Below are 20,557 nucleotides of genomic sequence, written 5' to 3'. Positions count from 1 at the left end.
AGCCCGCCGGTCGACGGCGAAGCATTCGTCCTCCGGCGGCTGGTGCTCACCGGTAAGGCCGAAATTAGGCAGATCAGGTGAAGCGACCGACGGGAGAGGGTGAACGCCGGGTGAACCTCACCCGTCAGCCCGGTGTGCCCCCCACCCGCGTGGGGCGTGCGTTCCCCCTGTGCCGGGGGTGCGCATCCGCCGGCCGCGGTGGCTCGGGCGGCTCCCCTCCGCAGGGGGTGCGCTTCCGCGGGCCGCGGGGGCTGTGCGGCTCCCCTTCGGTAAGGGGGCAACCCCAGGGGCGCGGGGAACTGCGCGCTCAGCCCACCACCGGCGGGTGGTCCGTCTCCGGACGGAAGAGCCCCTTTGGGTCGGTGACGGCCCGCGCCCCGGTGGGGGCTTGGCGCGCAGTTCCGCCCCCAGAGCTTCGCCTGGGGGTACCCCCAGCGCCGCCTGGGGGTGGTGGCGGTCCGTCGCCGCACGACGGCCGGTGGGGGCTGGTCGCGCAGTTCCCCGCGCCCCTATTGGCTCGGCCCAGCCGAAGAGGCACCCCGCCCGCCCCTAAGTGTTCGGCCCAGCCGAAGAGGCAACCTAGGCCAGTGCCAGCAGGAGGGCGTCGACGAGGGGGCGGTCGCGGTCGTGGGTGAGGCGGTGGCGGGCGGCGGCGGGAGGCAGCCAGACCATCGCGTCCACCTCCGTGTTGGCGACGAAGTCGCCCGCGTGGGCTCGGGCGGCCCAGTAGCGGACCTCCTTCGGGCGCCCGTCGACCAGGTAGTGCGTGGCGGGCAGCGCGGGGCCGAGGTCGCAGGCCAGGCCGGTCTCCTCGCGGGTCTCGCGCACCGCGGCGGCGGAGAAGTCCTCGCCGCGCTTGAGCTTGCCCTTGGGCAGGCTCCAGTCGTCGTAGCGGGGCCGGTGGATCAGGGCGATCTCGACGCCCGCCGGTGCGGTGCGCCACAGCACCACGCCGGCCGCCCTGACGGCGGCGCTGTCGGCGTTCACCGGCCGCGCGGCCCCGGGACCGCGGTCTGCCACAGGCGGGAGAAGGCGAAGCGGGCCGCCTCGACCTCGTGCCGCTGGTCGGCGTGCAGGACGCCCAGGGCGTAGGCGGTCGCCGGCGCTATGCGCGGGGTGCGGGCCGCCGCGGCGACCGCGGCGGCGGACTCGGCGGCCTCCCGGTGCCGCTCCAGCAGCGCTGCCGCGTCGGTGAGCCGCTGCCGGTCGGCGGTGTCGCCCTCGGGCCGGGTCACCTCGGCGGCGTAGCGGCTGAGCCGCAGCAGGATGCGGACCTGGTGCCAGGGCGCGTCCTGCAGGTCGGCGGTGAGGTCGGCGCCGAGCGAGGCCTGGACGGCGTCGGCGTTGTACGGGTGCGCCGCCCGGTGCAGCGGGAGCGCGGCGGCGGCGTCGGCGAGGCGCTTGTACGCCTGCCCGGCCAGCGGCGGCATGACGGCGGTCGCCGGGGCGGCGGCAGCCGGCGCGAGGGGCACCTCGGAGACCAGGACGGCGATGGCGTCGGCCAGCGCGTGGAAGCGGGAGGAGCCCATGGCCTGCAGCGACGCCGAGTGGGCGCGGGTCCTGGCCAGGGTCAGCTGGCGTTCGAGCAGCGCGCCCGCGCGGGCCGCGCCCAGCGCCAGCGGGCCGCCGGAGGGTGCGGGCGGCGGCGCACCGCCGACGGTGACGGCCTCCTGGTCGTCCACGGTGATCGACAGCCGGCGCAGCGCGTCGAGCAGCCGGGTCAGCCGGGCGGCGTACTGCGGTTCGCGGCCCAGGGTCGTGGACAGCCAGCCCAGCTCGGCCCGCAGCGGTTCCGCCCAGCCGGGGTCGGTGAGCGGGCCGTAGATGTGCAGCACCCCGCCGATCCTGCGGGCGCTGCCGCGCAGCAGGGCGTCGGCGTCGGCCTCGTTCTCGCCGCGCAGGCTCAGCCCGCGCAGGAAGGCGGCGGCGCGCTCGTGCAGGTAGCGGGTCAGCACCTCGCCCGCGGTGCCGCCGCCCGGCGGCGTGGCGTCGTACGGTTCGGCGTTCATGATGGTGCTGGTCCCCGTGTCCCCGTTGTCTGCCGGTGGGCTGCCGCCGGGCGCGGGCGGCTGCGGCGGCCTGGTCCTTGTCCTGGTCGCTGCGGCGGCCGGGGGCGGATGGGCTGCTGGGCCGCCCCCGTCCGGCGGAGTCTGGCTGTGCTGCGACGGCAGCCGGTCAGGTAGCTGCTGATGGGCCACGCCGGCGCCTCCGGGCGTCGATGAGCATCTCCTGGACATTGCGCAGCGGACGCCCCTCGGCGTCGGTGCTGTGCCGGGTCCAGTCGCCGTCAGCCGCCAGGTGCCAGGAGGACGTGCTGTCCGACATCCCGGTCTCCAGCAGGCGGTTGAGGGTGGCGCGGTGGGCCGGGTCGGCGACCCTGACCAGCGCCTCGATGCGGCGGTCGAGGTTGCGGTGCATCATGTCGGCGCTGCCGAACCACACTTCCGGCTCGCCGCCGTTGCCGAACGCGAACACCCGGGAGTGTTCGAGGAAGCGCCCCAGGACGCTGCGGACCTTGATGTTCTCCGACAGCCCGGCCACACCCGGCCGGACCGCGCAGATCCCGCGGACCCAGATGTCGACGGGGACGCCGGCCTGCGAGGCCCGGTAGAGCGCGTCGATCAGCGCCTCGTCCACGATCGAGTTGACCTTGATGCGGACGAAGGCGGGCTTGCCGGCCTTGTGGTGCTCGATCTCCGCCATGATCCGGGAGACCAGGCCGTCGCGCAGGCTGCGCGGGGCCACCAGCAGCCGGTTGTACGTGGCCCGCCGTGAGTAGCCGGACAGCCGGTTGAACAGGTGCGACAGGTCCGCCCCGACGTGCGGGTCGGCGGTCAGCAGGCCCAGGTCCTCGTAGAGCCTGGCCGTCTTGGGGTGGTAGTTGCCGGTGCCGACGTGGCTGTAGCGGCGCAGGGTGTCGCCCTCCTGCCGGACCACCAGCGACAGCTTGCAGTGCGTTTTCAGGCCGACCAGGCCGTAGACGACGTGGCAGCCGGCCTCTTCGAGCTTCCTGGCCCACTTGATGTTGGCCTGCTCGTCGAAGCGCGCCTTGATCTCGACCAGCACCAGGACCTGCTTGCCGGCTTCGGCCGCGTCGATCAGCGCGTCCACGATCGGCGAGTCGCCCGAGGTGCGGTAGAGGGTCTGCTTGATGGCCAGCACGTCGGGGTCGGCCGCCGCCTGGTCCAGGAAGGCCTGCACGGACGTCGAGAACGAGTCGTACGGGTGGTGCAGCAGGATGTCCCGCTCCCGCATCGCCGCGAAGATGTCCGGCGGCGAGGCGGACTCCACCTCGGCCAGGTCGCGGTGGGTGCCGGCGATGAAGCGCTGGAACTTCAGCTCGGGGCGGTCCAGGCCCGCGATCGCGAACAGCCCGGTCAGGTCGAGCGGCCCGGGCAGCGGGTAGACCTCGGTGTGCTTCATCTTCAGCTCGTGGACCAGCAGGTCGAGCACCCGGGGGGCGATCGACTCCTCCACCTCCAGGCGCACCGGAGGCCCGAAGCGGCGCCGCATCAGCTCCTTCTCCAGGGCCTGGAGCAGGTTCTCGGCGTCGTCCTCCTCGACCTCCAGGTCCTCGTTCCTTGTCACCCGGAACATGTGGTGGTCCAGGACGTCCATGCCGGGGAACAGCTCTTCGAGGTGCGCGGCGATCACGTCCTCCAGCGGGACGTAGCGCTGCGGCCCCGCCTCAAGGAAGCGGGACAGGATCGGCGGCACCTTCACCCGCGCGAAGTGCTCGTGCCCCGAGACGGGGTTGCGCACCACGACCGCCAGGTTCAGCGACAGGCCGGAGATGTACGGGAAGGGGTGCGCCGGGTCCACCGCCAGCGGGGTCAGCACCGGGAAGATCTGCTGCCGGAAGAGCGTCGCCAGCCGCGCCTGCTCCTTCTCGGTCAGCTCGCCCCAGCGGATGACGTGGATGCCCTCGTCGGCCAGCTGCGGGGCGACGTCGTTCTGGAAGCAGGCGGCATGCCTGGCCATCAGCTCCCTGGACCGGGTGAGTATCAGGTCCAGTACGTCCCGGGGCTGCAGCCCCGACGCGGACCGGGTCGCCACGCCCGTGGCCATGCGGCGCTTGAGGCCCGCGACCCTGACCATGAAGAACTCGTCCAGGTTGCTGGCGAATATCGCCAGGAAGTTAGCCCGTTCGAGTAGCGGGGTCGCCGGGTCCTCGGCCAGTTCCAGGACCCGCTCGTTGAAGGCCAGCCAGCTGCGCTCCCGGTCGAGGAAGCGGCCCTGCGGCAGCTCCTCGCCGAACTCCTCGCTCGCCGCGTCAAGACCCGGCGGCTCCGGCTCCAGATCGGGAACGACCCGCGGCCGGAAAGTGCCGAACACATCGGTGGTGCCCTCGCCCGTCCCCTGCTGGGGCTGGGCCGGGACGCTGGGGTGATTCGTCTGGGCCATGGTGCGCGAGCCCTCCTCCGGTTCCGGCACGTCGTACACGCGGCCGACACCCCCCGTCAGGCGGCCAGCAGCCGTCGCTCCATTGTCTCGTGCGGACGAGGGTTTCGGCAGGTCGGGCGGGGGTGGGCGGTGGGGGGCAGCGGGCTGCATCCCGCGATGCTCGCAAGGGTGGTTGAACCGCTGGTAACGAGAGTATTGCCGTCAGGCAAGCGCAGCGCCTCCGGCGGGGTTGCGCGGACCCTCCCGGGTGCCCCCGTCCTTCTTCCGCGGGATCCCCCGCACCCATGTTCCGCCCTCCGGGCGCGCCCCCGCCACCTGCGGCTGCGCCGCGCCCCAAGGTGATTGCCACCTGCGGTGGGCGGTCGTCTTTCGGTGCGTCGTGATGGGGCGCGCAGTTCCCCGCGCCCCTGAAAAAACGCTCACCCTCCTGCGCAGAGGGCGCCGCCTGAAAGCGCCGGCTCTGCGCACAGAGGGCAACAACCAGGGGCGCGGGGAACTGCGCGCCCAGCCCGAATGGGCGGGAAGAAGGCAACGCCACAGCAAGTGGCAATCACCTGGGGGCTCGGGGAACTGCGAGACCAGCCACGATGGCGGGGAAGGCGCGCGGGCCACCGCAAGAGGCAGGTCGGGGGGCGTATCCCGGGTCAGGACTCCGTCCTGTACATGAGGTCGAGCTCGTAGGTCGTGAAGCCGAGACGTTCGTATACGGCGAGCGCCGCGGCGTTGTCGGCGTCGACGTAGAGGAGGGCGCCCGGGAGGGCGCGGTCGGCGGCGAGGTGGCGGAGCCCGATCGCGGTGAGTGCGCGGCCGAGGCCGCTGCCCTGTTCCCCGGGGGCGACCCCGACGACGTACACCTCGCCGAGCCCGAGGTCGTCGTGGACCTTCGTCCAGTGGAAGCCGACGAGCCGCGGCCCGCGGAAGGCCAGGAAGAAGCCGGCCGGGTCGAACCACGGCTCGGCCTTGCGGTCGTCGAGGTCACGCTGCGTGAGGGAGCCCTGCTCGGGGTGGTGGGCGAAGGCGGCCGCGTTGACGGCCAGCCAGTCCGCGTCGTCCTGGCCGGGCCGGAAGGTCCGTACGGTGACCCCGGGGGGCAGCACGGGCTCGGGGAGTCCGGCGCCCCCGGGCGCGAGCGGCATCCGCAGCTGCCGCAGCTCGCGGAAGAGCTTGAGCCCGAGCTGTACGGACAGGTGGCGCGCGGCGGGGTGCCCGCCGTGCGCCCAGGCCCGCATGCGGTGCCCGCTGGCGGCGAGCAGCGCTTCGCCGAGTGCCCGCCCGTGCCCGTGCAGCCGGTGGTCGGGGTGCACGACGAACTCCGCCGCGGGCGCCTCGACGGGGTCGGTGTCCTCGATCTGGCCGTAGCCTGCGAGGTCGTCGCCGGACCGCAGCAGCAGGTGCCGTACGCCCTCCCGGCGCCCGGTGCGCACGTGCAGCCGGCCCTGTTCCGAGACCGCGGGTTGGCCGTCCGCCGCGGCGGCGGTGGCGATGAGGTCGAGCACCGCCTGCGCGGTGTCGCCGGGGAGGTCGGTGAGGGTGTCGATCCGCCGGTCGGTCATGCCGGAATCGTACGGGTCCCTTCCGCCGCGGGGCGGGCGGGCGCCGCACGCGTCACCGGGACGATGGCAGCCGAGGCGCACGCGGTGGCGGCGGCCAGCGCGAAACCGGGCCAGTAGGCGGTGGCGGAGATGACCGCGGCCATCAGCGGCGGTACGACCGCGGCGGTGAGGTTCTGCCCGGTGTTGTGGACGCCGAGGGCGCGGCCGGACCAGGCGGGTCCCGCGTGTTCCGCGGTGGAGGTGAAGGACAGCCCGTTGGTGCTGGAGGTGATGGCGATGGCCGCGACCAGGGCGGCGGCGGTCAGCGGCGAGGGGAAGGCGGTGGTCAGGGCGGCGCCCGCGACCACGGCGGCGGTGACCACGGCAAGCTGCCGCATGGGCCGCAGCCGGTCGCCGACCCGGTCCGACCAGCGGCCGACCAGGATGCGGGACAGCGCGCCGAGGCCTTGGGCGGCGGCGATGAGCTGCCCTGCGTGTACGGGGGACCAGCCGCGTACGTCGACCAGCAGCACCAGCGCGAAGGCGCCCGCGGTGAACTGCGGGACGACCAGCAGCGCGGCCGAGCCGTGGATGCGCCACAGCAGCCGCGAGCCGCGGTAGGGGTTGGGTGCGGGCTCGGCGTTCTTGGCGGCGGGCCTGGCCGGGTCGGCGGCGAAGAGCGCGATCAGTACGGCGATGGCCCCGCACAGCACGGCGAGGAAGCCGATGGCGCCGCGCAGCCCGTGGGAGCCGGCCAGCGGGGGCGTGGCCAGTGCGGCCAGGCCCATGCCCAGCGGGGTGGAGGTCTGCCGGATGCCCATGGCCAGGCCGCGCTCGCCCGCCGAGAACCAGCCCATGACCAGCCGCCCGCTCGCCGAGTAGACCGAAGCGCCCGCGGCGCCCGCCGTCACCAGCAGGGTGCCGAGCGGCACCATGCCGTGCACGCCCCAGGCGGCGCCGCCCAGCGCCCCTGCCGCGGCGCCGAGTCCCACGGCGATGACCACCCGCTCGCCCCACCGGTCGGCGGCGGCGCCCCACCCGTACAGCGCGAGCACCAGGCCGACCGTGGGGCAGGACACCAGCAGGCCGACCTGGGTCAGGCTGAGGTCCTGCCGGGTGCGCAGCTCGTCGGCGAGATACGGGATCCCGTAGACGAACGCACAGGCTGCGGTCTGTGCCGCGGTCCCCAGGGCGAGCATGATCCAGCGACGCACGGTCGACGCACCTCCGACGAGTGGATGGTGCAGCCAAGTATTCGCCGCCTACCGTCATCCGAGACGGCGATTTCACATGGTGAGACGCGGTCAGGGCTCGGGCGGCGCGTCCGGCGGTGCCGTCGGGGCACCCGGCAGGTACAGCGCGGCCTCGGTGCCGCCGCCCGGCGCGGGCGTCAGCCCGATCGTCCCGCCGGACTGCTGGACGGTGCGGGCCACGATCGACAGCCCGAGCCCGCTGCCGGGCAGCGACCGCGCGGACGGCGAGCGCCAGAAGCGCTCGAAGACATGCGGCAGCTCCTCGGCGGGGATGCCCGGTCCGTGGTCGCGCACGCTCAGCCGCCCGCCCTGCAGCCGCACGTCGATCCGCCCGCCGGGCGGGCTGAACTTCACCGCGTTGTCCAGCAGGTTCACGATCGCCCGCTCCAATGCCGCCGCCTCGCCGCGCACGAACCACGGCGCCACGTCGGCGGTGATCGTCAGGTCGGGGCCGCGCAGCCTGGCCCGCTGCAGGGCGGTGCCGGTGATCTCGTGCAGCGGCACGACCTTCAGCGTCGGCCCCGCGTCCGGCCTGGACAGCTCCTGCAGGTCGCCGATCAGCGCGGCCAGCTCGGTCATCTGCGCCTTCACCGAGGCCAGCAGCGCCCGCCGGTCCTCCGGCGGGATGGCCCGGCCGGTCGCCTCGCTGCGCTCCAGCAGCTCGATGTTGGTCCGCAGCGAGGTCAGCGGGGTGCGCAGCTCGTGCCCCGCGTCGGCGATCAGCTGCTGCTGCCGGTCCCTGGACGACGCCAGCGCGGACGTCATCGCGTTGAAGGACTTCCCGAGTCTGGCGATCTCGTCCTCGCCCTCGACCGGGATACGCACGTTCAGGTCCTCGGTGCGCGCGATGTGCTCGACCGTCCCGGTCAACTGGTCGACCGGCCGCAACCCCGTGCGGGCGATCCACAGACCCGCGCTGGTCGCGCCCAGCACGCCGAAGCCGGCGACGGCGAGCAGTACCCAGGCCAGGTGGGTGAGGGTCTTGTCGATCTCGGCGAGCGGCCGGGAGATCGTCACCGCGAGCCCGGTGGACTCGCCGTTCGGCCCGTTCAGCGGCTCGGTGTAGACCCTGACCGACTGCCCGCTGTCGGTGCGGGCGTTGTGGGTCACGGCGTCCGCCGTGCCGGAGGCCACCTCGATGTCGCGGGCCTGCACCTTGATCGGCAGCGTGCCCAGACCGACGCACCGGGTCCCGTCCGCCTTGACGATCTGGACGCCCACCGGGCTCGGCGGGACGTTGCCGTTCGTCTGCACCGACGACGTACAGGTGGCGATCGTCTGGGTGAGGTAGCGGTTGTCGACGTGGGTGCTGTGCAGCGTGGAGTCGAGCTGGGTGACCAGCTGGTCCCGGGTGATGAACCACGACGCCAGGGACACGGCCGCCACCGCGACCGCCACCGCCACGGCGGTCAGCAGCGTCAACCGCGAGCGCAGGGCGAGCTTGTTCACGCGTGCCCGCCGTCGGGGGCGCGCAGGACGTAGCCGACGCCGCGCACCGTGTGGACGATGCGCGGCATGCCGCCCGCTTCCGTCTTGCGCCGCAGGTACATCACGTACACGTCGAGGGAGTTGGAGGACGGCTCGAAGTCGAAGCCCCACACCGCCTTGAGGATCTGCTCGCGGGTGAGGACCTGGCGGGGGTGGGTGAGGAAGAGTTCGAGCAGGGTGTACTCGGTGCGGGTCAGCTCCACCGGGTGGCCGCCCCGGGTGACCTCGCGGGTGGTGACGTCCATCCGCAGGTCGGCGAAGGCCAGCGTGTTGTCGGCGGCGTCGCCCGCGGTGGCGGCAGCGGCGTAGGAGCTGCGGCGCAGCAGGGCGCGCAGCCGGGCCAGCAGCTCGTCCAGCTCGAAGGGCTTGACCAGGTAGTCGTCGGCGCCCGCGTCGAGCCCGGTGACGCGGTCGCCGACGGTGTCGCGGGCGGTGAGCATCAGGATGGGGGTGGTGACGCCGGTGGCGCGCAGCCGGCGGGCGGTGGTCAGCCCGTCCATGCGCGGCATCAGGACGTCGAGCACGATCGCGTCGGGGCGGTACGTGTCGGCGGTCTCCAGGGCGGCCATGCCGTCGGGGGCCAGCTCGGTGTCGTAGCCCTCGAAGGCCAGGCTCCGGCGCAGCGCCTCGCGTACGGCGGGCTCGTCGTCCACGATCAGGATGCGGGCGGGTGCCTCGCCGGACTCGCCGGCGCTGTGTCCGGGGCCGGTGCCTGGGTTCATGGTGGGGGGTACCTCGCTGCTCGGCATGGGCATGGGTGGTGGCGTGACCCTCTCAGCGTCGCATGGCGCAGGTCATTGGTTCGTGCCGCCGGCGCGCAGGTTCGCGAGGTCGGCCTTGACGGTGTTGACCGGGATGGCGAAGCCGAGGCCGACGCTGCCGGACGAGGAGGAGGACGAGCCGGAGGAGGAGTCGGAGTACATCGCGGAGTTGATGCCGACGATCTGCCCGGCCATGTTGATCAGGGCGCCGCCGGAGTTGCCGGGGTTGAGGGAGGCGTCGGTCTGGATCGCCTTGTACGTGGTGGTGGAGCTGCCGGTGTCGCCGTTGTACTGGTTGCCGCCGAAGGAGAACGGCCACTGGTCGCCGCGCCCGCTGCCGTTGCCGCCGAAGCCCTGGCCCTGGCTGTCGCCGTTCTCGACCGGCACGGTCACGTCGCGGTTGAGGGCGGAGACGATGCCGCTGGTCACGGTGTTGCTCAGGCCCTCGGGGGAGCCGATGGCGACGACCTGGTCGCCGATGGCCACGGAGGAGGAGTCGCCGAGGGTGGCGGCGGGCAGGCCGCTCGCGCCCTGGATCTTGATCAGGGCCAGGTCCTTGGCGGAGTCGGTGCCGACGACGCTGGCGGTGGCGGTCTTGCCGTTGGCGTAGGTGACGCTGATCTGGCTGGCGCCGGCGACGACGTGGTTGTTGGTGACGACCTGGCCGTCGGCGGTGATGATGACGCCGGAGCCGGTGGCCTTGCCCTGGCCGGAGGTTGCGTTGATCTCCACGACGCTGGGGTCGACGGCCTTCACGACGCCTGCGACGGTGCCGTCGAGCGCGGCGGCGTTGACCACGGCGCTGCCGCCGCCGGTGGCGGTGCTGCTGCCGCCCGAGTGGTCGGTGGCGTTGCCGATGACGGCGCCGACGCCGCCGCCGATCACGCCGGCCGCGACGGCGGCGGCGGCGAACAGCGCGATCGGCCTGCGCGGCCGGCGCCGGTGGGTACCCGGCTCGTACGGGGGCGGCGGCGGGGTCGCCGGGACCGGGCTCTGCCCCTGGGGGCCGAAGTAGAGCGGAGGCTGCGGGTCGTGCGGGTTCTGGGGTTCGCCGCCGTTGCGGCTGCTCTCGGTCATGTCAACGACTGTGCGTCCCGCACATGAGAGTCGCCTGAGCACACGCTGAGAACCCGGCCAATATGACCGATATAAGATCGGCCCTCCACCCACCGTCACGTGGCGACGGGCCGCCACCCCCCCCGCTTCCGACGGTGCCTCCCGCTGGCCGCGACGGCTGTACGGCACCCCTTGCGCAGGGGGTGAGCGTTTTCGGGGGCGCGGGGAACTGCGCGCTCAGCCCCCCACCGGCCGGTGGTCCCGAGCGAAGCGAGATGGGGGCACCCCCAGGCGGAGCTCTGGGGGAGGACCGGACAGCCCCTTTCGGTCGGTGACGACCCGCGCCCCGGTGGGGGCTTGGCGCGCAGTTCCCCGCGCCCCTATTGGCTCGGCCCCGCCGAATAGGCACCGCACAAGCCACCGCGGCCCGCGGAAGGGCGCCCCCCGGCGCAGACGTCAGGTGTGGCAGCCGCAGGAGTTGCGGACCACGAGGCGGGAAGGGAATTGGCGGAGGCGTTCGCGTTTGGCGCCCGGGACGCGGAGGGAGTCGTCGAGGACCGCGTCGACCGCCGCGCGGGCCATGCCCTGGCGGTCGGAGGCGACCGTGGTCAGCGGCGGGTCGGCGAGTGCCGCCTCCTTGACGTCGTCGAAGCCGGCGACGGCAAGCTGCTCGGGCACGTCGATGCGCAGTTCGCGGGCGGCCCGCAGGACGCCGATGGCCTGGTCGTCGGTGGCGCAGAAGATGGCAGGGGGCCGGTCGGGCCCGGCGAGCAGGTCGAGCGCGACCTCGTAGGCGTCGTAGCGGTTGTAGGGGGCCTGGAAGAGGCGGCCCTCGGTGGACCGACCGGCTTCCTCCATGGCCCGCCGCCAGCCGACGACGTGGTCGGTGACGGGGTCGCCGATCACCGGGGTGACCTCGGTGCCGCCGAGGCAGGCCACGTAGTCGTGGCCGTGCTCCAGCAGGTGGCGCACCGCGAGCTGCGCGCCGCCGATGTCGTCGGTGCGCACCGCGATGTCGTCGATGGCCTCGGGCCGTTCGTGCAGCAGCACCACCCGGGCGTCCCACGCGTCGATCTCGGTGGCGGCGTTGTCGCTGAGGCCCTGGCTGATGAGGATCAGCCCGGAGACCCGCATGCCGAGGAAGGCCCGCAGGTAGTGGACCTCGCGCTCGTCGAGGTAGTCGGAGTTGCCGACCAGCACCATTTTTCCGCGCTCGGACGCGGCCTGTTCGACCGCGTGCGCCATCTCCGCGAAGAAGGGCTGGCGCGCGTCGGGGACGATCAGGCCGATCAGGTCGGTTCTGCGGCTGGCCATCGCCTGGGCCACACGGTCCGGGCGGTAGCCGAGCTGCTTGATGGCCGCGAGCACCCGCTCGCGGGTGGCCGGGGCTACCGGCCGGGGTCCGTTGTTGATGACGTAGCTGACGACCGCGGTGGAGGTCCCCGCCAGCCTGGCCACGTCGTCGCGCGTCACCTTGGGCACGACGGGAAGTCTACGCGTGTCTACGAAGTCGTCACGCGGTTCGTCATACCGTCTGTTCAGCGGAGGAGCGGGCATCCTGCCGCCCGGATCCGCGGCCCTGCGCGGCCTCGCTGCGGGCGGCCTCCTCCGCGGCCCGCTCGACCTTCTCCGGAGTGACGAAGCGGTAGCCGACGTTGCGGACGGTGCCGATCAACGACTCGTGCTCGACGCCGAGTTTGGCCCGCAGCCGCCGCACGTGCACGTCCACCGTCCGCGTACCGCCGAAGTAGTCGTAGCCCCAGACCTCCTGGAGCAGCTGGGCGCGGGTGAAGACCCGGCCCGGGTGCTGCGCCAGGTACTTGAGCAGCTCGAACTCCTTGAAGGTGAGGTCGAGCACCCGGCCCTTGAGCTTGGCGCTGTAGGTGGCCTCGTCCACGGACAGGTCGCCGTTGCGGATCTCCATCGGGCTGTCGTCGCCGGTGATCTGCTGGCGGCCGGTCGCGAGGCGCAGCCGCGCCTCGACCTCGGCGGGCCCCGCGGTGTCGAGCAGCACGTCGTCGATCCCCCAGTCCGCGGTCACCGCGGCGAGGCCGCCCTCGGTGACGACCAGCATCAGCGGACAGCCGGGTCCCGTGGAGCGCAGCAGCTGGCACAGGCTGCGCACCTGCGGCAGGTCGCGGCGGCCGTCGATGAGGATGACATCGGCGCCGGGGGTGTCCACCAGGGCGGGACCTTCGGCGGGCGCGACGCGGACGCTGTGCAGCAGCAGCCCGAGCGCGGGCAGCACTTCGGTCGACGGCTGGAGTGCGTTGGTCAGCAGCAGCAGCTGGCTCATTTGTTACGACCCTTCCTCGGAGCTGCGAGGACGACACCGTGCGAAAAGCACGAAAGGACCCGGGGGCGGCATTGCCCAGGTCCTCTTGCACGGAACAATAGCCCACATGGACAGTCCTGCCGAGACCGACGACATGCGTTTCCGTGTTTCACCGCTCACTTCGGGTGGTCAGAGCGCGGTTCTGTTGACGTCTGACGGGACGAGGATCGAAGCCGAACACCTGGCGGCCAGGGGGGTGGGGCGGGATCTGGCCATCGTCGTCGCGCACGGTTTCTCCGGGGCGCTGGAGCGGCCCGCGGTGCGCCGGGCGGCCGGTGTGCTCAACCGCAGCGGGGGAGTGTTCACCTTCTCCTTCCGCGGGCACGGCCGCTCCGGCGGGCACTCCACGGTCGGCGACCGCGAGGTCCTCGACCTGGACGCGGCGGTCCGCTGGGCGCGCCGGCTGGGTTACGCACGGGTGGCGGCGGTCGGCTTCTCGATGGGCGCCTCCGTGGTGCTGCGGCACGCGGGCGCAGGCCCCGGCGCGGGCCTTGCGCCGGTGGACGCGGTGGTCTCGGTCAGCTCGCCGGCCCGGTGGTACTACCGCGGTACGGCGCCGATGCGGCGGCTGCACTGGGTGGTGACCAGGCCCACAGGGCGCCTGGTGTCCCGGTTCGGCCTGCACACCCGCATCAACTCCGCCGAGTGGGACCCGGTGCCGGCCTCGCCGGTCGAGTCGGTGCCGCACATCGCGCCGACCCCGCTGCTGATCGTGCACGGCGACCGCGACACGTACTTCCCGCTGGACCACCCGCGTTCGCTGGCCGAGGCGGCCGGCGAGGGCGGCGCCGAGCTGTGGATCGAGCCGGGTTTCGGGCACGCGGAGAACGCGGCGGACGAGAAACTGCTCGGCCGGATCGGCGACTGGCTGACCGCCCGTGTTGGAGTGCGGTGACGCCGACGGTCCATGATGGAGGCGCCCGGCGGCGGCGTACGGGCGGCACACCCGCGCGCCGCGCCCGCCGCCCGCACGGCACGCACCACCGGCAAGAGATGCACGACACGCACCACGAAGGACGAGGGGACGGAGCCGCGATGGCTGGAACCGAGACGGCCGCGCGCCCGGCGGCGGGCACGATCCGCTACTGGGCCGCAGCCAAGGCCGCCGCGGGCACCGCGGAGGAGCCCTACCGCGCCGCCACGCTCGCCGACGCGCTCGCCGCGGCCCGGCAGCGGCACGCCGGGCAGCCCGACTTCGCCCGCGTGCTGCTGCGCTGCTCCTTCCTGGTCGACGGGAGCCCGGTCGGCACCCGCGACCACGCCGAGGTCCCGCTGCCCGAGAGCGGCACCGTCGAGGTGCTGCCGCCCTTCGCCGGGGGCTCGGTATGAGCGACCACGGCGCGTACGAGTACGGCGACGGCTACGGCGCCGGCCGCGGCCACGACGAGCAGGGCTACGGCGGCGCCGCCGCCCCCTACGGCGCCGACGGCACCTACGTGCCCGAGCCGCTGCACGCGGCCCCGCCCGTCCAGCAGGGCCAGGACACCGGGTACGGCGCACCGCCGGCCGGGGACGACTGGTCGGGGCACGCGCCGGCCCAGGACGGCCAGGCCTACGGCGCCCCCGCCCCGGCTGCGGGTGACGGCTGGGGGGCGACCCCGCCGGCTGCGCACCCGTGGACGGCGCCGCAGGAGTACCCGCAGGCCGGCTGGGAGCCCGCGTCGCCGCAGCCCCCGTACCCGCCGGGTGCGGCGGCGTACGAGGCGCAGGGCGCCCCCTGGCAGCAGCAGCAGCAGCAGCAGCAGGCGCACGCCTACGCCGACCCGCACACCTACGCCGACCCGCAGGCCTACCCGGCCGAGCAGCGGGCCGCGGAGCACACCGCGGTCCTGCCGGTCGTCGGGGACGAGCCCGCGGCGCAGCCGGGCGGCCGGGCGGCGCGCAGGGCCGGCGCCAGGACCGCACCCGTGCGGCCCGACGGGCGTACGGGTTCGCCGATCATCGCGCCCGGCATCCAGCCCGCCGCGCTCACCGCGGCGCTCGGCCTACTGCTCGCGGGCGGCGCCGCACTGGGCAAGCCCGGCCTGACGGTCTTCCTGGTGCTGCTCCAGGCGGTCACCGCGGCCGGCTGGTTCCGGCTCAACGGCATGTGGCCGGCCCGGCAGGGCATCGTGCTGGCCTTCCTGGCCGGGGTGACCGCGGACGTCGCGATGCTGGCCGCCGACGGCGACCACGCGCCCGAGGTGCTGGTCGGGACCCTCGGGGTGTGGCTGCTGCTGGTCCTGGTGCTGCAGCTGCGCCACCACGGCAGCGCGGACGAGCGGCTGTCCTCGCTCACCGCGACCTCGGCGTCCACCCTGATCACCGTGCTGGCCTGCGGTTACCTGGCGGCCGCGGTCTCGGACGCGGGCAAGGACGCGGTGGTGGTCGGCGCCGTCGCGGTGGCCGCCGCGACCCTGGTGCGCGCCCTGCCGCTGCCCGGCGAACCGCTGTCGCTGGCGGCCGCGCTGCTGGCGGCCGCGGCCACCGGGGCCGCCACCCATGGCGACCTGGCCTCCGGTGACGGGATCCTGCTGGCGGTGTGCTGCGGGGCGTGCGCGCTGGTCGGGCTGCGGGTGGCCAGTTACGACTTCCCGTCCCGCTTCGTCCACTTCACCGCGGGTGTGGCGCTGCCGCTGACCGCCGCGGCCCCGGTCGTCTACGCGCTCGGCCGGGCGCTGACCTGAGGCTTCGGGGGAGATCCCCAGGCATCCACAGGCGGAGATCCACAGGTAACGGATCGGTTCCGCGGGGAACCGCGGACCCCCTGCCGCCCGTCAGGCGTTGCGGAAGCCGAGGGCGGGACGAGCGGAACGAGCCGGGGAGTACGGGCGCATGCGAGTGTGGCGGATAGTCCTGATCGTGGTGGTGGTCCTCGGCGGCCTGTTCGTCGCCGCCGACCGGATCGCGGTCTCGGTCGCGCAGAACAAGGCCGCCGAGCGCGCCCAGGCCACCCAGGGGCTCGACCACAAGCCGAAGGTGTCGATCCAGGGCTTCCCGTTCCTGACCCAGGCCGCCTTCGGCAAGCTGGACGACGTGAAGATCAAGGCGGAGGACATCGCGGCGCACGGCGACGGGCAGTCGCTGCGGATCGCGACCTTCAACGCCGACCTGCACGGCGTGAAGTTCTCCAACGGCTACCGCACCGCGATAGCCGACAGCGCCGACGGGATCGCCTTCATCACCTACGCGGACCTGTCCAAGGCCGCGCCCCCCGGGGTCACCGTGTCGGCGGCGGGCACCAGCGCGGACGGCAAGGCGATGGTGAAGCTGACCGGGACGATCCCCGGCATCGGCACCAAGATCAGTGTGCTCAGCCAGGTGACGGTACGCGGCGCCGACACGATAGGGCTGCACGCGCAGAGCCTGCCCAAGGAGCTGACCGCGCTCGGCCTGGAGGACACCGTCCGGCAGCAGATCGACTTCGAGCGGCAGCTCACGCACCTGCCGTCGGGGATCGCGCTGACCTCGGTGACGACCACGCCGGACGGCCTGTCGGTGGAGGCGGGCGGCAAGCACGTCACCCTCGCGAGCTGAGCCCCGGCACCGCCACCCATAGCCTGGTCCGCCATTCGGACAATCTTGTCTCGCCATATGACACGCCGGTGACACCTACGGGTTCATTTCCCTACGATCGGGACTCATGAAGCGACAGGCGGATCTCACGAAGCGGCGGGCAGTCGACCTGTGCCGCGTCGCCGCCATGCTCTGTCGCATGCCCTAGGGGCAGCAGCTCCCCCGCGCCGAAGCCGGCCGCAAGGCCCCGGCGCAGTCTGCCTGCCCCGTGCCGTGGAGCGCCGACGTGAGCCGCGCCACCGCACCGCATCGCACGCACCGCCCCCTGCGCGTCGCGCAACCGCACCATCCGTACTGCCCCGGAGGAGAACAGCATGAGCCGCAGTGACGTCCTGGTCGACGCCGACTGGGTCGAGGCCCACATCGACGACCCCAAGGTGGTCATCGTGGAGGTGGACGAGGACACCTCGGCGTACGACAAGAACCACATCAAGAACGCCGTCCGCATCGACTGGAAGAAGGACCTCCAGGACCCGGTCCGCCGCGACTTCGTGGACCAGGCCGGCTTCGAGGCGCTGCTGTCCGCCAAGGGCATCGCCAACGACGACACCGTCGTCCTCTACGGCGGCAACAACAACTGGTTCGCCTCCTACGCGTACTGGTACTTCAAGCTGTACGGCCACGACGCGGTCAAGCTGCTCGACGGCGGCCGCAAGAAGTGGGAGCTGGACTCCCGCGACCTGGTCGCCGCGGTGCCCGAGCGCGCCGCGACCGAGTACAAGGCCAAGGCCCAGAACACCGCGATCCGCGCCTTCCGCGACGACGTCGTCGCCGCGATCGGCACGCTGAACCTGGTCGACGTCCGCTCGCCCGACGAGTTCTCCGGCAAGCTGCTCGCGCCCGCCCACCTCCCGCAGGAGCAGTCGCAGCGCCCCGGCCACGTGCCGACCGCCCGCAACATCCCGTGGTCGAAGAACGCCAACGACGACGGCACCTTCAAGTCCGACTCCGAGCTGGTCCAGCTCTACCAGGACGAGAACGTCGACCTGGCCAAGGACACCATCGCGTACTGCCGTATCGGCGAGCGCTCCGCGCTCACCTGGTTCGTGCTGCACGAGCTGCTCGACCAGGACAACGTCAAGAACTACGACGGCTCGTGGACCGAGTACGGCTCGCTCGTCGGCGTGCCGATCGAGCTCGGCGCCAACTGAGACCACGAGAAGCGAGGTAGACCGATATGTGTGGAGCGAAGGCCGGCGGGCCCGACCTGGCAGGAGTTGACGTGGCGAACGAGACCATCATCCAGGGGTCTGTGACCCGCGACGGCGAGCCGGTCAGCGGCTACGTCCGACTGCTCGACGGCGGCGGCGAGTTCACCGCCGAGGTGCCCACCTCGGCGACCGGGCAGTTCCGCTTCTTCGCGGCGCCCGGCACCTGGACGCTGCGCGCGCTGGTCCCCGGCGCGACGGTGGACCGCACGGTCGTGGCCCAGCAGGGCGCGGCGGCCGAGGTCGCCATCGCCGTCTGACGTCCCCGGCGCCACCCGGTACGCCCGGAGGGCCGCGCCCCGCGCAAGGGGGTGCGGCCCTCCGCGCCGTCCCGGCCTGTTTCGGTATCCGCCTGGCGGACGTACCGTTGAGATGTGGACGTACGACGCCGTCACTGGTATTTCGCCATGATGGGCACCTGCGTGGTGCTGTTCGTCACGGCGTGGTCACTCGTGCGCCTGTGGTCCGTCCCCGCCGCCATCGGCATGTGCCTGGTGGCCATGGTCATCCCCCCGGTCGCGGCGATCGTCGCCAACCGGCGCGGACCCAACGAGCGCTGGTTCGACGAGCCGCGCGACGACGGGCCCGGCTCCGACGCGGGCACGGGGGACCCGGAGTCCGATGCGTGGTGGGACGAGCTGGAGGGCCGCAACCGCAAGGACCACCGCCGATGAGCGTGCCGCCCGGGGCCGCCCGTCAGTAGACGAGCGCCTGCACGCCGTCCGGCATGATCTCGCTGACGAAGAGCTGCGCACCCGCGATCCGCACCCCCTCGACGACGTCCTTCTCCGTGATGTCGCGCCGGGCGGCGCACTGCGTGCACAGGGTGACCGCACCGCCGGCCAGCACCGCGTCCAGCAGGTCCTGCAGCGGTGCCGCGTGCGGCAGTTCGAACTCCGCGGCCCGCCCCGGCAGCGCGAACCACGCCGATTCACCGGTCAGCCACAGCGACACCTCGACCCCGCTGGCCACCGCGACCGCGGCCACCGTGAACGCCTGCGAGCACCGCTCGGGCGCGTCCGCGCCCGCCGTCACCTTGATCACGAGCTTCTTCGCCATCCGCCCAGCTTAAAGCGGTGCGCGGGCACCGGACGGGCGGTGCATAATACGAGTCCGCGTGACGTCGATCGCACGCGTGTACGTCGTCGCCCGGGGGGGGGCTCCATGCAGGAAAACGGCGGCGAACCACGCCGTGACGCAGGTCAGGACGGGGAGGAGACTCCCGCCCTGTTCCTCGAACCCGAACTCGTCTCGTCCTCGGTGCCGCCGCCGCCCGAGCCCTACCGCCCGATGCGCCGCGGCCGGCTGACGCTGCTGGTGGCCGCCGCGGCCGTACTCGGCGTCCTGGCAGGGGCGGGCGCCGGCTACCAGGTGCAGCGCGACCGCAAGCCGACCCCGCTGCCGCCGCTGGGCGCGGCCGCCCCCGTACAGCCCACCGGCGCGGCCCCCGCGCAGCCCGCGCCGAAGCCCGCCGACGACCGCAACGCGGTCTACGCGGGCAACCTGATCGAGCTGCTGCTCCCGACGCCCAAGGGCGCCGAGCAGCGCGAGCGCGGCTGGCTGACGCAGGCCGCGGTCGCGGACAAGTTCTACGACCCCGCCTCCGCCTTCTCCGACCTCGGCGAGCACGGCTTCCAGCGGGCGGTCACCGCCCGCTGGTCGGTGGGCAAGACCTCGCGCGTCGAGACCGAGGTCAGCCTGACGCAGTACCGCGACGACACGACCCCGTACACCTCGGAGGTGCTGAGCGGCAGCGAGTACAGCGACGGCACCCACCAGAGCTACGGCACCCCCGTCCCCGGCACGACGGACGGCGAGGTGCGGCCCTCCGCGGAGCCGTACGACGAGGCGGGCGGCCTGAAGGTCTACGTCGGCGAGGGCTTCGCCCGCATGGGCAACATCTTCGTGGAGGTCTTCGTGAGCGGGCTCCACCCGGTGTCGCGGAACGCGGTCATGTCCGTGATCACGAAGCAGCTGGAGCGTCTGTGAGCCAGACACCCCCCGAGGCGGTCCCGGCGCCCGAGCCGGTGCCGGTTCCCGAGCCGGTGCCGACGCCGGAAGCGGCGGCCGAGAAGGCGCGGCAGCGCAGGGACCTGCTGATCGCCGGCGCCCTGGTGCTGGCCGCCGCGCTCGGCGGCGGCGGTTACCTGCTGCTCGGCGGCGGCTCAGGACACGCGGCCGAGGCGGCGCGTACCGCGGCGCCCACCCCCGCCGCGACCAGGGCCTACGGCGTGACCGCCGGCGGCAGCCACTACGGCGACCTCGGCGAGCTGCTGCTGCCCGTGCCGCGCACCATGGAGCCCGGCCCCGACGTCCAGAGCTACGGCAACGACACCGTCCTCGGCGCCGCCCAGGCCAAGGCGATGCTGGAGGGCGGCGACGGCAGCTCCCACCTCACCGCGAAGGAGCGCAAGCAGGCCGACGCGCTGCTCGACGCCATGCACATCAAGGGCGCGGCCCTGCGGACGTACCACAGCAAGGGCGGCGGCTGGGAGTACGTGGTCACCGTCGTGCAGGTCGGCAACAAGACGGCCGCGGCCCAGGGTCCCGAGACCTTCCGCAAGCTCAGCTCCCAGTCCGACGTCTTCGCCAAGGGGCCCGCGGTGCCCGGCCACCCGCACGCGGTGTGCGTGCTGCCGTCGGACAGCGCGCGCAAGGACGACGGGTCCGACTGGCTGGACGGCATGTACTGCCAGGCCACCGAGGGCGACCTGATGATCCAGTTCCAGGCCGCGGGCCCCGCCCCGCTGCCCAGGAGCGAGGCGGTCGACCTGGTGGACCAGCAGCTCGACCGCGTCCAGGCGCCGGGGGAGGGGGTCTGATGTCCGAACACGAGCCCGAACACGAGCCCGGGCCGGTGCCCGCGGCTCCGCCCCCCCCGCCCGCCCCCCCCCCCCCCCCCCCCGCCCCCCCCCCCCCCCCCCCCCCCCCCCCCCCCCCCCCCCCCCCCCCCCCCCCCCCCCCC

Annotated in this window: 21 protein-coding genes; 10 read left to right on the top strand and 11 right to left on the bottom strand. The window is 73.5% G+C overall.

Annotated features, from left to right (window positions below; translation table 11 throughout):
• Nucleotides 1–579: 579 nt before the first annotated feature.
• The 10 genes from JT723_RS32225 to JT723_RS32180 all read right to left on the bottom strand — a co-directional run bounded on the left by JT723_RS32225 (nt 580) and on the right by JT723_RS32180 (nt 12,790).
• Nucleotides 580–987 (bottom strand): NUDIX hydrolase, encoded by a 408-nt coding sequence (locus tag JT723_RS32225; RefSeq protein ID WP_205048416.1) that lies wholly within the window; start codon nt 985–987, stop codon nt 580–582.
• Entirely contained in the window at nt 984–2,009 is a 1,026-nt protein-coding gene (locus JT723_RS32220; RefSeq protein WP_205048415.1) for a CHAD domain-containing protein, read from the bottom strand. Before JT723_RS32220 ends, JT723_RS32225 begins: the two co-directional genes overlap by 4 nt.
• A 166-nt stretch (nt 2,010–2,175) precedes the next feature.
• Nucleotides 2,176–4,404, bottom strand: coding sequence for an RNA degradosome polyphosphate kinase (locus JT723_RS32215; RefSeq protein ID WP_205048414.1), 2,229 nt, complete (start codon nt 4,402–4,404; stop codon nt 2,176–2,178).
• A 644-nt stretch (nt 4,405–5,048) separates the two neighbouring features.
• A complete protein-coding gene (gene mshD / locus JT723_RS32210) occupies nt 5,049–5,957 on the bottom strand; it encodes a mycothiol synthase (RefSeq protein WP_205048413.1) in 909 nt (302 codons plus the stop codon).
• The gene (locus JT723_RS32205) at nt 5,954–7,150 is read right to left on the bottom strand and encodes an MFS transporter (protein WP_251512610.1); all 1,197 of its coding nucleotides are present in this window, start codon (nt 7,148–7,150) and stop codon (nt 5,954–5,956) included. Before JT723_RS32205 ends, mshD begins: the two co-directional genes overlap by 4 nt.
• A gap of 90 nt (nt 7,151–7,240) precedes the next feature.
• On the bottom strand, nt 7,241–8,638 hold the full coding sequence (locus JT723_RS32200; RefSeq protein WP_205048412.1) for a sensor histidine kinase: 1,398 nt from the start codon (nt 8,636–8,638) through the stop codon (nt 7,241–7,243).
• On the bottom strand, nt 8,635–9,399 hold the full coding sequence (locus JT723_RS32195) for a response regulator transcription factor (protein WP_205048411.1): 765 nt from the start codon (nt 9,397–9,399) through the stop codon (nt 8,635–8,637). The genes JT723_RS32200 and JT723_RS32195 overlap by 4 nt, the downstream gene beginning before the upstream one ends.
• Before the next feature lie 72 nt (nt 9,400–9,471).
• A complete protein-coding gene (locus JT723_RS32190; RefSeq protein WP_205048410.1) occupies nt 9,472–10,515 on the bottom strand; it encodes a S1C family serine protease in 1,044 nt (347 codons plus the stop codon).
• A gap of 435 nt (nt 10,516–10,950) precedes the next feature.
• Entirely contained in the window at nt 10,951–11,976 is a 1,026-nt protein-coding gene (locus JT723_RS32185) for a LacI family DNA-binding transcriptional regulator (RefSeq protein ID WP_205048409.1), read from the bottom strand.
• 43 nt (nt 11,977–12,019) lie between these two features.
• Nucleotides 12,020–12,790: a winged helix-turn-helix transcriptional regulator gene (locus JT723_RS32180; protein WP_205048408.1), complete on the bottom strand. Its 771-nt coding sequence runs from the start codon at nt 12,788–12,790 to the stop codon at nt 12,020–12,022.
• Between the two features lie 133 nt (nt 12,791–12,923).
• Here JT723_RS32180 and JT723_RS32175 point away from each other — a divergent pair, with 133 nt between their 5' ends.
• The 8 genes from JT723_RS32175 (at nt 12,924) to JT723_RS32145 (ending at nt 18,266) form a co-directional block, all read left to right on the top strand.
• Nucleotides 12,924–13,724, top strand: coding sequence for an alpha/beta hydrolase (locus JT723_RS32175; RefSeq protein ID WP_240166532.1), 801 nt, complete (start codon nt 12,924–12,926; stop codon nt 13,722–13,724).
• Nucleotides 13,725–13,864: 140 nt separating this feature from the next.
• Nucleotides 13,865–14,158, top strand: a complete 294-nt coding sequence (locus JT723_RS32170) for a MoaD/ThiS family protein (RefSeq protein ID WP_205048406.1) — start codon at nt 13,865–13,867, stop codon at nt 14,156–14,158.
• Nucleotides 14,155–15,495, top strand: a complete 1,341-nt coding sequence (locus JT723_RS32165) for a hypothetical protein (RefSeq protein ID WP_205048405.1) — start codon at nt 14,155–14,157, stop codon at nt 15,493–15,495. Before JT723_RS32170 ends, JT723_RS32165 begins: the two co-directional genes overlap by 4 nt.
• A gap of 148 nt (nt 15,496–15,643) precedes the next feature.
• The gene (locus JT723_RS32160; RefSeq protein WP_205048404.1) at nt 15,644–16,345 is read left to right on the top strand and encodes an LmeA family phospholipid-binding protein; all 702 of its coding nucleotides are present in this window, start codon (nt 15,644–15,646) and stop codon (nt 16,343–16,345) included.
• A gap of 106 nt (nt 16,346–16,451) precedes the next feature.
• Complete coding sequence (locus JT723_RS36530; RefSeq protein WP_355342331.1) at nt 16,452–16,532, top strand: putative leader peptide; 81 nt, start codon at nt 16,452–16,454, stop codon at nt 16,530–16,532.
• Nucleotides 16,533–16,698: 166 nt separating this feature from the next.
• Complete coding sequence (locus JT723_RS32155; protein ID WP_205048403.1) at nt 16,699–17,535, top strand: sulfurtransferase; 837 nt, start codon at nt 16,699–16,701, stop codon at nt 17,533–17,535.
• Nucleotides 17,536–17,561: 26 nt separating this feature from the next.
• On the top strand, nt 17,562–17,852 hold the full coding sequence (locus JT723_RS32150) for a DUF1416 domain-containing protein (RefSeq protein WP_069466740.1): 291 nt from the start codon (nt 17,562–17,564) through the stop codon (nt 17,850–17,852).
• 114 nt (nt 17,853–17,966) lie between these two features.
• Nucleotides 17,967–18,266, top strand: coding sequence for a DUF3099 domain-containing protein (locus JT723_RS32145; RefSeq protein ID WP_205048402.1), 300 nt, complete (start codon nt 17,967–17,969; stop codon nt 18,264–18,266).
• 22 nt (nt 18,267–18,288) lie between these two features.
• Here the strand turns inward: JT723_RS32145 and JT723_RS32140 are convergent, their stop codons facing one another.
• Nucleotides 18,289–18,651 carry a DsrE family protein gene (locus JT723_RS32140; RefSeq protein ID WP_205048401.1) on the bottom strand — a complete coding sequence of 121 codons (363 nt, stop codon included), beginning with the start codon at nt 18,649–18,651 and terminating at the stop codon, nt 18,289–18,291.
• A 105-nt stretch (nt 18,652–18,756) separates the two neighbouring features.
• Here JT723_RS32140 and JT723_RS32135 point away from each other — a divergent pair, with 105 nt between their 5' ends.
• Nucleotides 18,757–19,581 (top strand): hypothetical protein, encoded by an 825-nt coding sequence (locus JT723_RS32135; RefSeq protein WP_205048400.1) that lies wholly within the window; start codon nt 18,757–18,759, stop codon nt 19,579–19,581.
• Complete coding sequence (locus JT723_RS32130) at nt 19,578–20,414, top strand: hypothetical protein (protein WP_205048399.1); 837 nt, start codon at nt 19,578–19,580, stop codon at nt 20,412–20,414. The genes JT723_RS32135 and JT723_RS32130 overlap by 4 nt, the downstream gene beginning before the upstream one ends.
• The last annotated feature ends 143 nt before the right edge of the window (nt 20,415–20,557 follow it).

Origin of the sequence: Actinacidiphila bryophytorum, assembly GCF_016916835.1 — a bacterium.
Lineage (GTDB): Bacteria > Actinomycetota > Actinomycetes > Streptomycetales > Streptomycetaceae > Actinacidiphila > Actinacidiphila bryophytorum.
Note: the sequence above shows the minus strand (reverse complement) of the source record. Positions and strands in the feature narration are given on the sequence as shown.